Below are 15,924 nucleotides of genomic sequence, written 5' to 3'. Positions count from 1 at the left end.
TGTAAATGGCATTTGCCCCATTACTTGAACGCCAGCGCGTCCGTTTGCTGCTGGCGCTGTTGCTCGGAGCCAGCGGTACGCTGGCTTTTTCTCCTTATGACATCTGGCCCGCGGCCCTTCTCTCCCTGATGGGGCTTCAGGGTTTAACCCTGAATCGGCGTCCGGTACAGGCTGCCGCCATCGGTTACTTCTGGGGGCTGGGGCTGTTTGGCTCAGGCATCAACTGGGTCTACGTCAGCATCGCCCAGTTTGGCGGCATGCCGGGGCCGGTTAACGTCTTCCTCGTTGTGCTGCTCGCCGCCTATCTCTCGCTCTATACCGGACTGTTCGCAGGGATCCTCTCGCGTCTGTGGCCTAAAACCACCTGGCTGCGCGTCGCGATTGCCGCGCCGGTTGTCTGGCAAATTACCGAGTTCCTGCGCGGCTGGGTGCTTACCGGCTTCCCGTGGCTGCAGTTCGGCTACAGCCAGATTGACGGCCCGCTGAAAGGGCTGGCACCGGTGATGGGCGTTGAAGCCATTAACTTCCTGTTGATGGTGGTCAGCGGCCTGCTGGTGCTGGCGCTGGTCCAACGCTGCTGGAAAACGCTGGCTGTGGCGCTGGTGCTGTTCGCTCTGCCCTTCCCGCTGCGCTATATCCAGTGGTTCACGCCTGAACCCGAGCGCGCCATGCAGGTCTCCATGGTGCAGGGGAATATCCCGCAGTCGATGAAGTGGGACGAGAAAGAGCTGCTGAATACGCTGAAGATTTACGCCAATGCCACCGAGGAGGTGATGGGTAAATCGCAGCTGATCATCTGGCCGGAATCCGCCATTCCCGATCTGGAAATTAACCAGCAGCCGTTCCTGAACATGATGAACGATCTGCTGGTGGCGCGCGGCAGCACGCTGATTACCGGCATCGTTGATGCACGCCTGAATCAGCAAAACCGCTACGACACCTACAACACCATTATTACGCTCGGCAAAGACAGCGAATACAGCTACAACTCCACCGACCGGTACAATAAGAATCACCTGGTACCGTTTGGTGAATTTGTCCCGCTGGAGTCGATTCTGCGCCCGCTGGCCCCGTTCTTTGACCTGCCGATGTCCTCTTTCAGCCGCGGTCCGTACGTTCAGCCTCAGCTGCACGCGCACGGTCTCGCCCTGACGGCGGCCATCTGCTACGAAATCATTCTCGGGGAACAGGTGCGCGATAACTTCCGCCCGGATACTGACTATCTGCTGACCATCTCCAACGATGCGTGGTTTGGTAAGTCAATCGGCCCGTGGCAGCACTTCCAGATGGCGCGCATGCGCTCCCTGGAGCTGGCGCGTCCGCTGCTGCGCAGCACCAACAACGGCATCACCGCTGTGATTGGTCCGCAGGGTGACATTCAGGCGATGATCCCGCAGTTCACCCGCGAGGTGCTGACCACTACAGTCACGCCTACCACGGGGCTGACGCCGTACGCGCGTACCGGCAACTGGCCGCTGTGGATTTTGACCACGCTGTTCGGCTTTGGCGCAGTGCTGATGAGCCTGCGTCAGCGTCGTAAATAATTTTTACCTTCTGTTGCCGGGTGGCGCTGACGCTTACCCGGCCTACATTTTTGCTCCCGTAGGTCGGGTAAGGCGTAGCCGCCACCCGACAATACCCTCCAAAATCCCATTCTGGCACGCCTATTGCTTTGTTTATTCGCGCAAACGCAGTTTGGCTTAACGTGCAACCTTGTCGCACCAGCGTCGATCATCGGCAGCACCGAAACGGTGCAACGAAAGATTATTGCCTCTGAATGGTGCGGCGCGCTTCGCAAAAATAAACAATAACGCAGCAAAATCTTTACATTAAGCCAGACTAAATGTTAACAAGCTTGCATAACACTGCACTCGCATAGCGCGAGATATAACAACATCACAATGGGTATCAATGCGTCACTGGCGCTGATAAGAAAGGAGTTGGGTATGCAATTACGTAAACTGGCCACAGCAATGCTGGTTATGGGAATGTCTGCTGGCGTCGTTCACGCTGAAGATGCTCCGGCAGCAGGCAGTACTCTCGACAAGATTGCCAAAAACGGCGTCATCGTGGTCGGCCACCGTGAATCTTCTGTCCCGTTCTCTTACTACGACAACACGCAAAAAGTCGTAGGCTATTCACAGGATTACTCCAACGCCATCGTTGAAGCTGTGAAGAAAAAGCTGAACAAACCTGACCTGCAGGTGAAGCTGATCCCAATCACTTCACAAAACCGTATTCCACTGCTGCAAAACGGCACCTTTGATTTCGAGTGTGGCTCCACCACCAACAACCTTGAGCGTCAGAAACAGGCCGCCTTCTCCGACACCATCTTTGTCGTGGGCACCCGTCTGCTGACCAAGAAAGGCGGCGCAATCAAAGATTTTGCTGACCTGAAAGGCAAAGCGGTCGTTGTGACCTCCGGTACGACTTCCGAAGTGCTGCTGCACAAGCTGAACGACGAGAAGAAAATGGATATGCGCATCATCAGCGCGAAAGACCATGGCGACTCCTTCCGTACCCTGGAAAGCGGTCGTGCCGTCGCGTTTATGATGGATGACGCCCTGCTGGCGGGCGAACGTGCGAAAGCGAAGAAACCAGACAACTGGGAAATCGTGGGCACCGCGCAGTCGAAAGAAGCCTACGGTTGTATGCTGCGTAAAGACGATGCTGACTTCAAAAAGCTGATTGATGACACCATCGCGCAGGCACAGACATCCGGCGACGCGGAAAAATGGTTCGACAAATGGTTCAAGAACCCGATTCCACCAAAGAACCTCAACATGAACTTTGAACTGTCTGACGACATGAAAGCACTGTTCAAATCACCAAACGATAAAGCGCTTAACTAATTAGAACGACAGGGGCGGGATCTCCTGCCCTCTCGATTGTCGGGAAGCATGGACAGACTATACGCTGAGTGGTCGTTCCCCACTCAGCGCGAAAATGAGCTTCTCACCAATCTTCGAGGGTAGCGCTGCTACCCTTTTTTTTCTGGAGTTTATTATGTCAATTGACTGGAACTGGGGCATCTTTCTGCAACAAGCCCCGTTCGGCAACACCACCTATCTTGGCTGGCTGTGGAGCGGCTTTCAGGTCACCGTTGCGCTATCGATAACGGCGTGGATTATCGCGTTTCTTGTCGGTTCGCTGTTCGGTATTCTGCGCACCGTTCCCAATCGCTTTCTTTCAACACTCGGCACCCTGTACGTGGAACTGTTCCGTAACGTTCCGCTGATCGTGCAGTTCTTTACCTGGTATCTGGTCATTCCGGAACTGCTGCCGGAAAATATCGGCATGTGGTTCAAGGCGGAACTGGATCCTAACGTTCAGTTCTTTGTCTCTTCCATGCTGTGCCTAGGGCTGTTCACCGCCGCGCGCGTTTGCGAACAGGTGCGTGCTGCTATCCAGTCACTGCCGCGCGGGCAAAAGAACGCGGCTCTGGCGATGGGCCTGACGCTGCCGCAAGCCTACCGTTACGTTCTGCTGCCTAACGCCTATCGCGTTATCGTTCCACCGATGACCTCAGAGATGATGAACCTGGTGAAAAACTCGGCCATCGCCTCGACGATTGGTCTGGTGGATATGGCGGCGCAGGCGGGTAAGCTGCTGGACTACTCCGCCCACGCGTGGGAATCCTTCACCGCGATTACCCTCGCTTACGTTCTGATTAACGCTTTCATCATGCTGGTGATGAACCTGGTTGAACGCAAAATTCGCCTGCCGGGCAATCTGGGGGGCAAATAATGTACGAATTTGACTGGAGTTCTATCGTTCCATCCATGCCTTACCTGCTGGATGGCCTGGTGATCACCTTAAAGATCACCGTGATCGCCATCATCATCGGTATCGTCTGGGGCACCCTGTTGGCGGTGATGCGCCTGTCGAGCTTTAAACCCCTCGCCTGGTTTGCGACTGCCTACGTTAACGTCTTCCGCTCCATTCCGCTGGTGATGGTGCTGCTGTGGTTTTACCTGATTGTTCCCGGCTTCCTGCAGAACGTACTGGGACTGTCGCCAAAAACCGATATCCGCCTGATCTCCGCCATGGTGGCATTCTCGATGTTTGAGGCCGCTTACTACTCCGAGATTATCCGTGCGGGCATTCAGAGTATCTCCCGCGGGCAGTCCAGCGCCGCACTGGCTTTGGGGATGACCCACTGGCAATCCATGCAGCTCATTATTCTGCCGCAGGCGTTCCGCGCCATGGTTCCGCTCCTGCTGACACAGGGCATCGTGCTGTTCCAGGATACCTCTCTGGTCTACGTCCTGAGCCTGGCAGACTTCTTCCGTACCGCGTCCACCATCGGCGAGCGTGATGGTACGCAGGTTGAGATGGTCCTCTTCGCGGGTGGGGTCTATTTTGTGATTAGTTTAAGCGCGTCGCTGTTGGTCAGCTGGCTGAAGAAAAGGACTGTATAATGATTTCCCTGAAAAATGTTTCGAAATGGTATGGGCACTTTCAGGTGCTGACCGACTGCTCCACCGAAGTGAAAAAAGGCGACGTCGTGGTGGTGTGTGGACCGTCCGGCTCCGGTAAGTCGACGCTGATCAAAACCGTTAACGGCCTGGAGCCGGTGCAGCAGGGTGAAATTGTCGTCAACGGTACCAAAGTGAACGACAAGAAAACCAATCTTGCTCAGCTTCGCTCACACGTCGGCATGGTGTTCCAGCATTTTGAGCTGTTCCCTCACCTCTCTATCATCGAGAACCTGACGTTGGCACAGGTAAAAGTGCTTAAACGTGATAAAAAGGCGTCGCGCGAGAAAGGGCTGAAGCTCCTGGAACGCGTGGGTCTCTCGGCACATGCCGATAAGTTCCCGGCACAGCTTTCTGGCGGCCAACAGCAGCGCGTGGCGATCGCCCGCGCGCTGTGTATGGATCCGGTGGCGATGCTGTTTGATGAGCCAACGTCGGCGCTCGATCCTGAGATGATCAACGAAGTGCTGGACGTAATGGTCGAGCTGGCGCACGAAGGGATGACCATGATGGTCGTAACCCACGAAATGGGCTTCGCCCGTAAAGTGGCCAACCGCGTGATCTTTATGGACGAAGGGAAAATTGTGGAAGACTCTCCGAAAGAAGAGTTCTTTGCCAACCCAAAATCTGACCGCGCCAAAGACTTCCTCGCCAAAATCCTGCATTAATCTTCCCGGTGCGCGATCTGCGGATTGCGCACTGCTTCACGCTTTCACACTCTGCTTCTCGTCGGCGTCACATTGCAGCGTTAACCTTGTCACAAAATAACGCTAAGAATGGAGAACCCTATGGCACAGCCGATCATTCTCGATTGCGATCCAGGTCATGATGACGCGATCGCACTCGTCCTTGCACTTGCCTCCCCTGAACTCGACGTAAAAGCCGTCACCTCATCCGCCGGAAACCAGACGCCTGAAAAAACCCTGCGCAACGTGCTGCGCATGCTCACGCTGCTTAAACGCACCGATATTCCGGTTGCGGGTGGGGCCGTGAAGCCGCTGATGCGCGAGCTCATTATTGCCGACAACGTTCATGGTGAAAGCGGGCTGGACGGCCCTACGCTGCCGGAACCGGTGTTTGCACCGCAAAACTGTACCGCCGTCGAGCTGATGGCGAAGGTGCTGCGCGCAAGCGCGGAGCCCGTAACGCTGGTGGCAACCGGACCACAAACCAACGTTGCGCTGCTGCTGAACAGCCATCCTGAGCTGCATAATAAAATTGCCCGGATTGTGATTATGGGCGGGGCCATGGGGCTAGGTAACTGGACGCCGGCGGCGGAGTTCAACATCTTTGTCGACCCGGAAGCGGCGGAGATTGTCTTCCAGTCAGGATTACCGATTGTGATGGCGGGGCTGGATGTTACCCACCGCGCGCAGATTATGGCGGACGATATTGAGCGCTTCCGCTCGGTGGGCAACCCGGTTGCGACAACCGTGGCCGAACTGCTCGACTTCTTTATGGAGTATCACAAAGCCGAGAAGTGGGGCTTCCACGGCGCACCGCTGCACGACCCGTGCACCATTGCCTGGCTGTTAAAACCTGAGATGTTTACCACGGTGGACAGATGGGTTGGCGTTGAGACGCAAGGAAAATACACTCAGGGCATGACGGTGGTGGATTATTACTCGCTGACGGGGAATAAACCGAATACAACGGTGATGGTGGATATCGACCGGGAGGCGTTTGTGGATTTGCTGGCGGAGAGACTGGCTTACTATAGTGCGGCCTGATGCCCTCACCCCAACCCTCTCCCACGGGGAGAGGGAGCACCCCACGCTTTACCTAGGGCTCAAACGGCCGACGCTGGAACTGATCGTGCCCGCACTTCGGACACAGCGGCAGCACGTCCGGCGTGTACACCGCAATATGGTGATGACACTTCTCGCAGACCAGGTTCCCCAGCCCCACCACTTCACCGCTCTGGTAGACGCCGTGGTGGTTCAAATCCTGAAACACCTCGCGCCACTCCAGCTGCGTTTTGTCGGTGATATCCGCCAGCTCCTGCCACAGACTCTCTTTAATCACCCGCATAAAGACGCTGTCCGCGACCTCGTCCTGGCTCTCCTCGTAACTGCGCGCGAACTCCTCCAGATCACGGCGCACGGCGCGCGTCACCTCTTCCACTTCGGTTCGCGTTAACTCACCCGTTTGCGCCACCCGGGAGCGAGCCTGTTCGACCAGCGCGTCGATATCGCGCTCGCCGTTGCGCAGCCGTTCCGTCAGTGTCGCTACCAGTTCGCGGTAAAATTGAGCAACCTTGTTCATCATTTTGCCTCCCGGGTAAGTAACTATTTCTAATAATAGACCTTATTTCGCCGCCGCTTTGACAGGTGAAGCACAGACCCGGTAAATTCCTGCAAAGTGCATTTGTGCGAAAGGCTGTTTTGACGCGGGCGTTTGGGCTATGCTATGCGGATCTGAGATACCACATCCATTGGCTACATTTAGTAGCTGTATTGAAAACAGGACCACTGGCTGCCATGCAAGAGCAATACCGCCCGGAAGAGATAGAATCAAAAGTCCAGCAACACTGGGACGAGAAGCGCACCTTTGAAGTAACCGAAGACGAGAGCAAAGAGAAGTATTACTGCCTGTCGATGCTTCCCTATCCTTCTGGTCGACTACACATGGGCCACGTGCGTAACTACACCATCGGTGACGTGATTGCGCGCTACCAGCGTATGCTGGGCAAAAACGTTCTTCAGCCTATCGGCTGGGATGCATTCGGTCTGCCTGCTGAAGGCGCGGCGGTTAAAAACAACACCGCACCGGCGCCGTGGACGTACGACAACATCGCATACATGAAAAACCAGCTCAAAATGCTGGGCTTTGGCTATGACTGGAGCCGCGAGCTGGCAACCTGCACCCCGGAATATTACCGTTGGGAGCAGAAGTTCTTCACCGAGCTGTACAAAAAAGGCCTGGTGTATAAGAAGACCTCCGCCGTTAACTGGTGTCCGAATGACCAGACCGTTCTGGCGAACGAACAGGTTATCGACGGCTGCTGCTGGCGCTGTGACACTAAAGTTGAGCGTAAAGAGATCCCACAGTGGTTTATCAAAATCACCGCTTACGCCGACGAACTGCTGAACGATCTGGATAAACTGGATCACTGGCCAGATACCGTCAAGACCATGCAGCGCAACTGGATCGGCCGTTCTGAAGGCGTGGAGATTACCTTCAACGTTGAGAACTACGACCAGACCCTGACCGTCTATACCACCCGTCCGGATACCTTCATGGGCGCGACCTACCTGGCCGTAGCCGCAGGTCACCCGCTGGCGCAGAAAGCGGCAGAGAACAATCCGGAACTGGCTCGCTTCATCGACGAATGCCGCAACACCAAAGTGGCCGAAGCCGACATGGCGACGATGGAGAAAAAAGGCGTTGCAACGGGCTTCTATGCCAAACATCCACTGACGGGCGAAGCCATTCCAGTGTGGGCAGCTAACTTCGTTCTGATGGAATACGGCACTGGCGCGGTAATGGCTGTACCGGGCCACGATCAGCGCGACTACGAGTTTGCTACCAAATACAGCTTGCCGATTAAAGCCGTTATTCTGGCCGCCGATGGTTCTGAACCCGACCTGTCCGAGCAAGCGCTGACCGAAAAAGGCACCCTGTTCAACTCCGGCGAATTCAGCGGCCTGAGCTTTGAAGACGGCTTCAACGCCATTGCCGACAAGCTGGCTTCGCTGGGCGTAGGCGAGCGTAAAGTGAACTTCCGTCTGCGCGACTGGGGGGTTTCCCGTCAGCGTTACTGGGGTGCGCCAATTCCAATGGTGACGCTGGAAGACGGCACCGTCATGCCAACGCCTGAAGATCAGCTGCCGGTGATCCTGCCGGAAGACGTGGTCATGGACGGCATCACCAGCCCGATCAAAGCCGATCCTGAGTGGGCAAAAACCACCGTCAACGGTCAGCCTGCGCTGCGTGAAACCGACACCTTCGATACCTTTATGGAATCCTCCTGGTACTACGCGCGCTACACCTGCCCGCAGTATCAGGACGGTATGCTGGATTCCGATGCGGCAAACTACTGGCTGCCGGTAGACATCTACATCGGTGGTATCGAACACGCCATCATGCACCTGCTCTACTTCCGCTTCTTCCATAAGCTGATGCGCGATGCGGGCATGGTTAACTCTGACGAGCCCGCGAAACAGCTGCTGTGTCAGGGCATGGTGCTGGCAGATGCGTTCTATTACGTGGGCGCGAACGGCGAACGTAACTGGGTTTCTCCGGTTGATGCGATCGTTGAGCGCGACGAAAAAGGCCGTATCGTGAAGGCGAAAGACGCTGAAGGTCATGAACTGGTTTACACCGGCATGAGCAAGATGTCCAAGTCCAAAAACAACGGTATCGACCCGCAGGTCATGGTTGAGCGTTACGGCGCTGACACCGTACGTCTGTTCATGATGTTTGCCTCACCGGCCGACATGACCCTCGAATGGCAGGAATCCGGCGTTGAAGGCGCTAACCGCTTCCTGAAACGCGTCTGGAAACTGGTTTACGAGCACACCTCACAGGGTGATGCGCCAGCACTGAACGCTGCGGCACTGACTGAAGATCAGCAGGCGCTGCGTCGCGATGTTCATAAAACCATTGCGAAAGTAACCGATGATATTGGTCGTCGTCAGACCTTCAATACCGCAATTGCGGCTATTATGGAACTGATGAATAAGCTGGCGAAAGCCCCGCAGGATGGCGAGCAGGATCGTGCCATCATGCGTGAAGCGCTGCTGGCCGTTGTTCGCATGCTTAACCCGTTCACACCACACGCCAGCTTCACCCTGTGGCAGGAGCTGAAAGGCGAAGGCGATATCGACAACGCGCCGTGGCCAGTGGCAGACGAATCAGCGATGGTGGAAAACACCACCCTGGTTGTGGTGCAGGTCAACGGCAAAGTGCGCGGTAAAATCACCGTGGCTGTTGATGCAACCGAAGAGCAGGTTCGCGAACGCGCAGGTCAGGAACCGCTGGTTGCAAAATATCTTGAGGGCGTTACCGTACGTAAAGTGATCTACGTACCAGGTAAACTGCTTAATCTGGTCGTTGGCTAAGCGCGGGAGGAAACGTGCGACAACTGGCAACAATACTCTTATCCCTGGCGGTGCTTGTCACCGCAGGTTGCGGGTGGCATCTGCGCAATACCACGGCAGTGCCGCCTCAGATGAAAACGTTGATCTTCGACTCTTCGGATCCAAATGGCCCACTCAGTCGGGCTGTTCGTAACCAGCTCCGTTTGAACGATGTTGAGTTGATTGAGAAAGGCACTCTGCGCCAGGATGTTCCGTCATTCCGCATCCTGACTTCGACGTTGTCTAAAGATACCGCGTCCATCTTCCAGGATGGCCGTACTGCGGAATATCAGATGGTGCTTAACGTGAAAGCGGCCGTATTGATCCCGGGTAAAGATATTTATCCAATCAGTACTAAAGTCTACCGTTCGTTCTTCGATAACCCGCAAACGGCGCTGGCAAAAGATGCCGAGCAGCAGATTATCATCAACGAAATGTATGATAAGGCAGCGGAACAGCTGATCCGTAAACTGCCAAGCATTGCTGCGTCGACGAAACAAGGCTCTGACATTATCGACACACCGGACGCTAACGCGCCGACCATGTCAACGTCGATGGGTAACTGATGATCAGGTTGTATCCTGAACAACTCCGCGCGCAGCTCAATGAAGGGCTGCGCGCGGCGTATCTGCTGCTCGGAAACGATCCTCTATTACTTCAGGAAAGTCTGGATGCCGTTCGTCATGCGGCGGTCGCTCAGGGCTTTGATGAACACCACACCGTCCAACTGGACAATAACACCGACTGGAACGCCGTCTTTTCACTTTGCCAGGCAATGAGCCTGTTTGCATCGCGCCAGACAATCCAGATCCTGCTGCCGGAAAATGGCCCTAACGCGGCCATAAATGAGCAACTCGCCACCCTGGTCAGCCTGTTACACAGCGATCTGCTGCTGATTGTGCGCGGCAACAAGCTCACCAAGGCGCAGGAAAACGCAGCGTGGTTTACTCAACTTGCGACCAACGCTGTGCAGGTCACCTGCCAGACACCTGAACAGGCACATCTGCCTAAATGGGTAGCCGCGCGAGCAAAACAGCACAATCTTCAGTTGGACGAGGCGGCGAACCAGCTGCTTTGCTACTGCTATGAAGGTAACCTGCTGGCGCTGGCGCAGGCACTCGACAGGCTTTCTCTGCTTTGGCCTGACGGTAAACTGACGTTACCGCGTGTTGAGCAGGCGGTAAACGATGCCGCCCACTTTACGCCGTTTCACTGGGTTGACGCGCTGCTGTCAGCAAAGAGCAAACGCGCGCTACACATTTTGCAGCAGCTGCGCCTTGAAGGCAGTGAACCTGTCATTTTGCTGCGTACGCTCCAGCGGGAGCTGTTGTTACTGAATACGCTCAAGCGTCAGTCTGCCCATACGCCATTGCGTTCACTGTTTGATAAACACCGTGTATGGCAAAACCGCAGGGCGATGACCACCGAGGCCATCAACCGCCTGAGTCATGAACAGCTGCGCCAGGCTGTACAGCTTTTGATGCGCGCCGAGCTCACGTTGAAACAAGATTACGGTCAGTCGGTCTGGTCGGAGCTGGAAAGCCTTTCACTGCTGCTCTGCCACAAGGCGCTGGCAGACGTATTTATCGATGGATAGCATGCATTCTCTACAAGCGCTGTACGGCGGAACCTTCGACCCGGTGCATTACGGGCATCTTAAGCCGGTTGAAATTCTGGCGAATCTGATCGGCCTGCAGCGCGTAATCATTATGCCCAATAACGTTCCGCCGCACCGTCCTCAACCAGAGGCCACCAGCGAACAGCGAAAAGAGATGCTCGCGCTGGCGATTGCGGATAAACCCCTTTTCCGTCTTGACGAACGGGAGTTACGTCGCAACACCCCGTCCTGGACGTCCCAGACGCTGCAGGAGTGGCGAGCTGAACAAGGGCCGGATAAACCGCTGGCCTTTATTATCGGTCAGGATTCCCTGCTCAACTTTCCTACCTGGCATCAGTATGAAACCATACTGGAGAACAGCCACCTTCTCGTGTGCCGTCGCCCCGGGTATCCGCTGACCATGCGCGAACCACAGTACCAGCAATGGCTTGAAGCTCATCTCACCGACAACGTGGAAGATCTGCATAATCAGCCAGCCGGGAAAATTTATCTGGCAGAAACACCGTGGTTTGATATTTCTGCGACGCTCATTCGCGAGCGCCTGCAGCAGGGTTTAGCCTGTGACGATATGCTGCCTTCGTCAGTGCTGGCGTATATCAATCAGCACGGGTTGTATCAGAAAAGCGCAGACGCATAGCCTGAGGCAAGAAAAAGCGGCTGATTGATTATCCTGCCTTGACAGGGTAAGCCATACTGTTATCCTCCGCTGCCAGACTTTCCCGCCGATCATTGCTTTACAGAAATTGTTTTACAAAAATGGCGATGCAATCTCCGGCGGAGGGTGGGATGATACCCGCCTTCAAAAGCCCGGCCGGTGACATTTGTCCCGATACTGGCGTCAGTTCAGGTATACTGTCTGGCTACGAATTTATAGTTACATAATCTCATTCACCCAGGGGGAAAACTTGCAGGGTAAAGCACTCCAGGATTTTGTTATCGACAAAATTGATGACCTGAAAGGTCAGGACATCATCGCTATCGACGTTAAAGGTAAATCCAGCATCACCGACTGCATGATTATCTGCACCGGTACATCTACTCGCCATGTGGTTTCGATTGCCGATCACGTCGTTCAGGAATCTCGTGCAGCAGGGCTGTTACCGCTTGGCGTTGAAGGTGAAGCGACCGCCGACTGGGTGGTTGTCGATCTCGGCGATGTGATTGTCCATGTCATGCAGGAAGAGAGTCGTCGCCTGTATGAGCTGGAAAAACTCTGGGGTTAATGCGTGAAGTTGCAGCTGGTCGCTGTCGGCACCAAAATGCCGGACTGGGTACAAACCGGTTTTACTGAGTATCTGCGTCGTTTTCCAAAAGATATGCCGTTCGAACTGGTGGAAATTCCTGCCGGTAAGCGCGGCAAGAACGCGGATATCAAACGTATTCTCGATAAAGAGGGCGAACTGATGCTGGCTGCCGCAGGCAAAAACCGCATCGTTACCCTCGATATTCCAGGTAAACCCTGGGATACGCCGCAGCTGGCGCACGAACTGGAGCGCTGGAAGCAGGACGGTCGTGATGTCAGTCTGTTGATTGGCGGACCTGAAGGGTTGTCCCCCGCCTGCAAAGCGGCAGCAGAACAAAGTTGGTCTCTCTCCGCGCTGACGCTCCCCCACCCGCTTGTTAGGGTGCTGGTGGCAGAAAGCCTGTACCGCGCGTGGAGCATTACTACCAACCACCCCTACCACCGCGAGTAATGACTGACCAGGGTAGATTAAGCAGCGGATGAAACTACAGAATTCTTTTCGCGACTATACGGCTGAGTCCGCGCTGTTTGTGCGCCGGGCACTGGTCGCCTTTACGGGGATTTTGCTGCTGACCGGCGTGCTGATCGCCAACCTCTATAATCTGCAAATTGTCCGCTTTACCGACTACCAGACGCGTTCAAACGAGAACCGCATCAAGCTGGTACCGATCGCGCCAAGCCGCGGCATTATCTACGACCGTAACGGCACGCCGCTGGCCTTAAACCGCACCATCTACCAAATCGAGATGATGCCGGAAAAGGTCGACAACGTGCAGGATACGCTGAACGCGCTGAGAAGCGTGGTCGATCTCAACGATGACGATATCGCCGCCTTTAAAAAAGAGCGTTCCCGTTCTCATCGCTTCACGTCTATTCCGGTCAAAACCAACCTGACAGAAGTGCAGGTGGCCCGTTTTGCCGTGAACCAGTATCGATTCCCCGGCGTGGAAGTGAAAGGCTATAAGCGCCGCTTCTATCCTTACGGCTCTGCGCTGACGCACGTGATTGGCTACGTTTCCAAGATTAACGATAAAGACGTTGACCGCCTTGATAAAGACGGCAAGCTGGCCAACTACGCCGCAACGCATGATATCGGTAAGCTGGGGATTGAGCGTTATTATGAAGATGTGCTGCACGGCGAAACCGGTTATGAAGAGGTTGAAGTTAACAACCGTGGCCGCGTAATCCGCCAGCTGAAAGAGGTGCCGCCGCAGGCGGGCCATGATGTGTATCTGACACTCGACCTTAAGCTGCAGCAGTATATCGAAACCCTGCTGGCAGGCAGCCGTGCCGCCGTTATCGTCACCGACCCGCGCACCGGTGGAATTCTGGCCATGGTCTCCATGCCGAGCTACGACCCTAACCTCTTCGTGGACGGTATCTCCAGCAAAGATTATTCCGGTCTGCTTAACGATCCGAACACCCCGCTGGTGAACCGTGCGACACAGGGTGTTTACCCGCCTGCGTCAACGGTAAAACCTTACGTTGCGGTTTCTGCACTGAGTGCGGGCGTGATCAATCGCAATACCAGCCTGTTTGACCCCGGCTGGTGGCAGCTACCAGGCTCTGAAAAACGTTACCGCGACTGGAAGAAATGGGGTCACGGTCATCTGAACGTGACCAAATCACTGGAAGAGTCTGCGGATACCTTCTTCTACCAGGTCGCCTATGACATGGGTATTGATCGTCTGTCGACGTGGATGAGTAAATTCGGCTACGGACACTACACCGGTATCGATCTTGCGGAAGAACGTTCTGGCAATATGCCCACCCGCGAATGGAAGCTGAAGCGCTTTAAGAAGCCGTGGTATCAGGGCGATACCATTCCGGTCGGGATCGGCCAGGGTTACTGGACAGCCACCCCGTTGCAGATGAACAAAGCGATGATGATCCTCATTAACGACGGCGTAGTGAAGGTTCCTCATCTGCTGCAAAGTACGGTTGAGAATGGCAAGAAAGTCCCGTGGATCCAGCCGCATGAAGCACCGGTGGGAGACATCCATTCCGGCTTCTGGGAAATCGCCAAAGACGGTATGTACGGCGTGGCAAACCGTCCAAACGGGACGGCGCATAAATACTTCGCTGGCGCACCCTACAAAGTGGCCGCTAAATCGGGTACCGCGCAGGTCTTCGGCCTGAAGGCAAACGAAACCTATAACGCGCACAAAATTGCTGAACGTCTGCGTGATCACAAGCTCATGACGGCGTTTGCCCCTTATGATAACCCGCAGGTTGCAGTGGCGATGATTCTCGAAAACGGCGGTGCAGGTCCGGCTGTAGGTACCATCATGCGTCAAATCCTCGACCACATTATGCTGGGTGATAACAACACCGAACTGCCGGCAGAAAATCCGGCAGCCGCTGCGGCGGAGGACCAATAATCATGACGGATAATCCGAATAAAAAATCGCTGTGGGACAAGATCCACATTGACCCTGCCATGCTATTGATTCTGCTGGCTTTGCTGGTATACAGCGCCCTGGTTATCTGGAGCGCCAGCGGTCAGGACATCGGCATGATGGAGCGCAAAATCGGCCAAATCGCGATGGGCCTGGTCATCATGGTGGTGATGGCGCAGATCCCACCCCGCGTGTACGAAGGCTGGGCGCCCTACCTCTATATTTTCTGTATCATCCTGCTTGTTGCGGTTGATGCCTTTGGTGCGATATCCAAGGGCGCACAGCGCTGGCTGGATCTGGGGATCGTCCGCTTCCAGCCGTCGGAAATCGCGAAAATTGCCGTACCGCTGATGGTCGCGCGCTTTATTAACCGCGACGTCTGCCCGCCTTCGCTAAAAAATACCGCGATCGCGCTGGTGCTGATTTTCCTGCCGACCTTGCTGGTTGCAGCACAGCCTGACCTCGGCACCTCGATTCTTATCGCACTGTCCGGCCTGTTTGTCCTGTTCCTGTCAGGCCTGAGCTGGCGTCTGATCGGTATCGCGGTGGTGCTGGTTGCCGCCTTTATCCCCATCCTCTGGTTCTTCCTGATGCATGATTACCAGCGCCAGCGCGTGATGATGCTCCTCGATCCGGAAACCGATCCGCTGGGTGCGGGCTATCATATTATTCAGTCGAAGATTGCGATTGGCTCCGGTGGCCTGCGCGGGAAAGGCTGGCTGCACGGTACACAGTCGCAGCTGGAGTTCTTACCGGAACGCCACACCGACTTTATCTTTGCCGTACTGGCGGAAGAGTTAGGGCTGGTTGGCATCTTAATTCTGCTGGCGCTCTACGTGCTGCTGATCATGCGAGGTCTGTGGATTGCCGCACGAGCGCAAACCACCTTTGGTCGCGTGATGGCAGGCGGATTGATGTTGATTTTATTCGTTTATGTCTTCGTAAATATTGGTATGGTGAGTGGTATTCTGCCAGTTGTAGGCGTACCGCTGCCGCTGGTGAGTTACGGGGGCTCGGCACTGATCGTGTTGATGGCCGGGTTTGGTATCGTCATGTCGATCCATACCCACAGAAAAATGTTGTCCAAAAGCGTATAAAAATAAGG

15 protein-coding genes are annotated in these 15,924 nt (G+C 55.2%); 14 read left to right on the top strand and 1 reads right to left on the bottom strand.

Annotation, left to right across the window (positions count from 1 at the left end):
* The first annotated feature begins 5 nt into the window (after window positions 1-5).
* The 6 genes from lnt (at window position 6) to rihA (ending at window position 6,208) form a co-directional block, all read left to right on the top strand.
* Window positions 6-1,544: an apolipoprotein N-acyltransferase gene (gene lnt / locus HV355_RS15575; RefSeq protein ID WP_182402562.1), complete on the top strand. Its 1,539-nt coding sequence runs from the start codon at window positions 6-8 to the stop codon at window positions 1,542-1,544.
* 402 nt (window positions 1,545-1,946) lie between these two features.
* Window positions 1,947-2,852 carry an amino acid ABC transporter substrate-binding protein gene (locus HV355_RS15570; RefSeq protein ID WP_010428610.1) on the top strand — a complete coding sequence of 302 codons (906 nt, stop codon included), beginning with the start codon at window positions 1,947-1,949 and terminating at the stop codon, window positions 2,850-2,852.
* 154 nt (window positions 2,853-3,006) lie between these two features.
* Window positions 3,007-3,747: a glutamate/aspartate ABC transporter permease GltJ gene (gene gltJ / locus HV355_RS15565; RefSeq protein ID WP_010428609.1), complete on the top strand. Its 741-nt coding sequence runs from the start codon at window positions 3,007-3,009 to the stop codon at window positions 3,745-3,747.
* Window positions 3,747-4,421, top strand: a complete 675-nt coding sequence (gene gltK, locus HV355_RS15560; RefSeq protein WP_042718003.1) for a glutamate/aspartate ABC transporter permease GltK — start codon at window positions 3,747-3,749, stop codon at window positions 4,419-4,421. Before gltJ ends, gltK begins: the two co-directional genes overlap by 1 nt.
* Window positions 4,421-5,146: an amino acid ABC transporter ATP-binding protein gene (locus HV355_RS15555; RefSeq protein ID WP_010428605.1), complete on the top strand. Its 726-nt coding sequence runs from the start codon at window positions 4,421-4,423 to the stop codon at window positions 5,144-5,146. Before gltK ends, HV355_RS15555 begins: the two co-directional genes overlap by 1 nt.
* 120 nt (window positions 5,147-5,266) lie before the next feature.
* Window positions 5,267-6,208, top strand: a complete 942-nt coding sequence (rihA, locus tag HV355_RS15550; RefSeq protein WP_148401326.1) for a pyrimidine-specific ribonucleoside hydrolase RihA — start codon at window positions 5,267-5,269, stop codon at window positions 6,206-6,208.
* 52 nt (window positions 6,209-6,260) lie between these two features.
* On the opposite strand, the gene HV355_RS15545 is transcribed toward rihA, so the two are convergent.
* Window positions 6,261-6,743 carry a zinc ribbon-containing protein gene (locus tag HV355_RS15545; RefSeq protein ID WP_089599024.1) on the bottom strand — a complete coding sequence of 161 codons (483 nt, stop codon included), beginning with the start codon at window positions 6,741-6,743 and terminating at the stop codon, window positions 6,261-6,263.
* 215 nt (window positions 6,744-6,958) lie between these two features.
* On the opposite strand from HV355_RS15545, the gene leuS reads away from it, so the two are divergent.
* The 8 genes from leuS to mrdB all read left to right on the top strand — a co-directional run bounded on the left by leuS (window position 6,959) and on the right by mrdB (window position 15,916).
* A complete protein-coding gene (gene leuS / locus HV355_RS15540) occupies window positions 6,959-9,541 on the top strand; it encodes a leucine--tRNA ligase (protein WP_182402560.1) in 2,583 nt (860 codons plus the stop codon).
* Between the two features lie 14 nt (window positions 9,542-9,555).
* On the top strand, window positions 9,556-10,125 hold the full coding sequence (gene lptE, locus HV355_RS15535) for an LPS assembly lipoprotein LptE (protein ID WP_041951371.1): 570 nt from the start codon (window positions 9,556-9,558) through the stop codon (window positions 10,123-10,125).
* On the top strand, window positions 10,125-11,156 hold the full coding sequence (gene holA / locus HV355_RS15530; protein WP_120159142.1) for a DNA polymerase III subunit delta: 1,032 nt from the start codon (window positions 10,125-10,127) through the stop codon (window positions 11,154-11,156). Before lptE ends, holA begins: the two co-directional genes overlap by 1 nt.
* Window positions 11,149-11,814, top strand: coding sequence for a nicotinate-nucleotide adenylyltransferase (nadD, locus tag HV355_RS15525; RefSeq protein WP_089598887.1), 666 nt, complete (start codon window positions 11,149-11,151; stop codon window positions 11,812-11,814). Before holA ends, nadD begins: the two co-directional genes overlap by 8 nt.
* 268 nt (window positions 11,815-12,082) lie before the next feature.
* Entirely contained in the window at window positions 12,083-12,400 is a 318-nt protein-coding gene (gene rsfS, locus HV355_RS15520) for a ribosome silencing factor (RefSeq protein ID WP_003858696.1), read from the top strand.
* Window positions 12,401-12,403: 3 nt separating this feature from the next.
* Window positions 12,404-12,871 carry a 23S rRNA (pseudouridine(1915)-N(3))-methyltransferase RlmH gene (gene rlmH, locus HV355_RS15515; protein WP_003858701.1) on the top strand — a complete coding sequence of 156 codons (468 nt, stop codon included), beginning with the start codon at window positions 12,404-12,406 and terminating at the stop codon, window positions 12,869-12,871.
* A 28-nt stretch (window positions 12,872-12,899) separates the two neighbouring features.
* On the top strand, window positions 12,900-14,801 hold the full coding sequence (mrdA, locus tag HV355_RS15510) for a peptidoglycan DD-transpeptidase MrdA (RefSeq protein ID WP_089598886.1): 1,902 nt from the start codon (window positions 12,900-12,902) through the stop codon (window positions 14,799-14,801).
* A gap of 2 nt (window positions 14,802-14,803) precedes the next feature.
* Window positions 14,804-15,916 carry a peptidoglycan glycosyltransferase MrdB gene (gene mrdB, locus HV355_RS15505; protein ID WP_042715186.1) on the top strand — a complete coding sequence of 371 codons (1,113 nt, stop codon included), beginning with the start codon at window positions 14,804-14,806 and terminating at the stop codon, window positions 15,914-15,916.
* Window positions 15,917-15,924 lie beyond the last annotated feature (8 nt).

Origin of the sequence: Enterobacter sp. RHBSTW-01064 (assembly GCF_014103035.1) — a bacterium.
Lineage (GTDB): Bacteria > Pseudomonadota > Gammaproteobacteria > Enterobacterales > Enterobacteriaceae > Enterobacter > Enterobacter mori.
The sequence above is the reverse complement of the archived record's forward strand: the minus strand, read 5'-3'. Positions and strand labels throughout refer to the sequence as shown.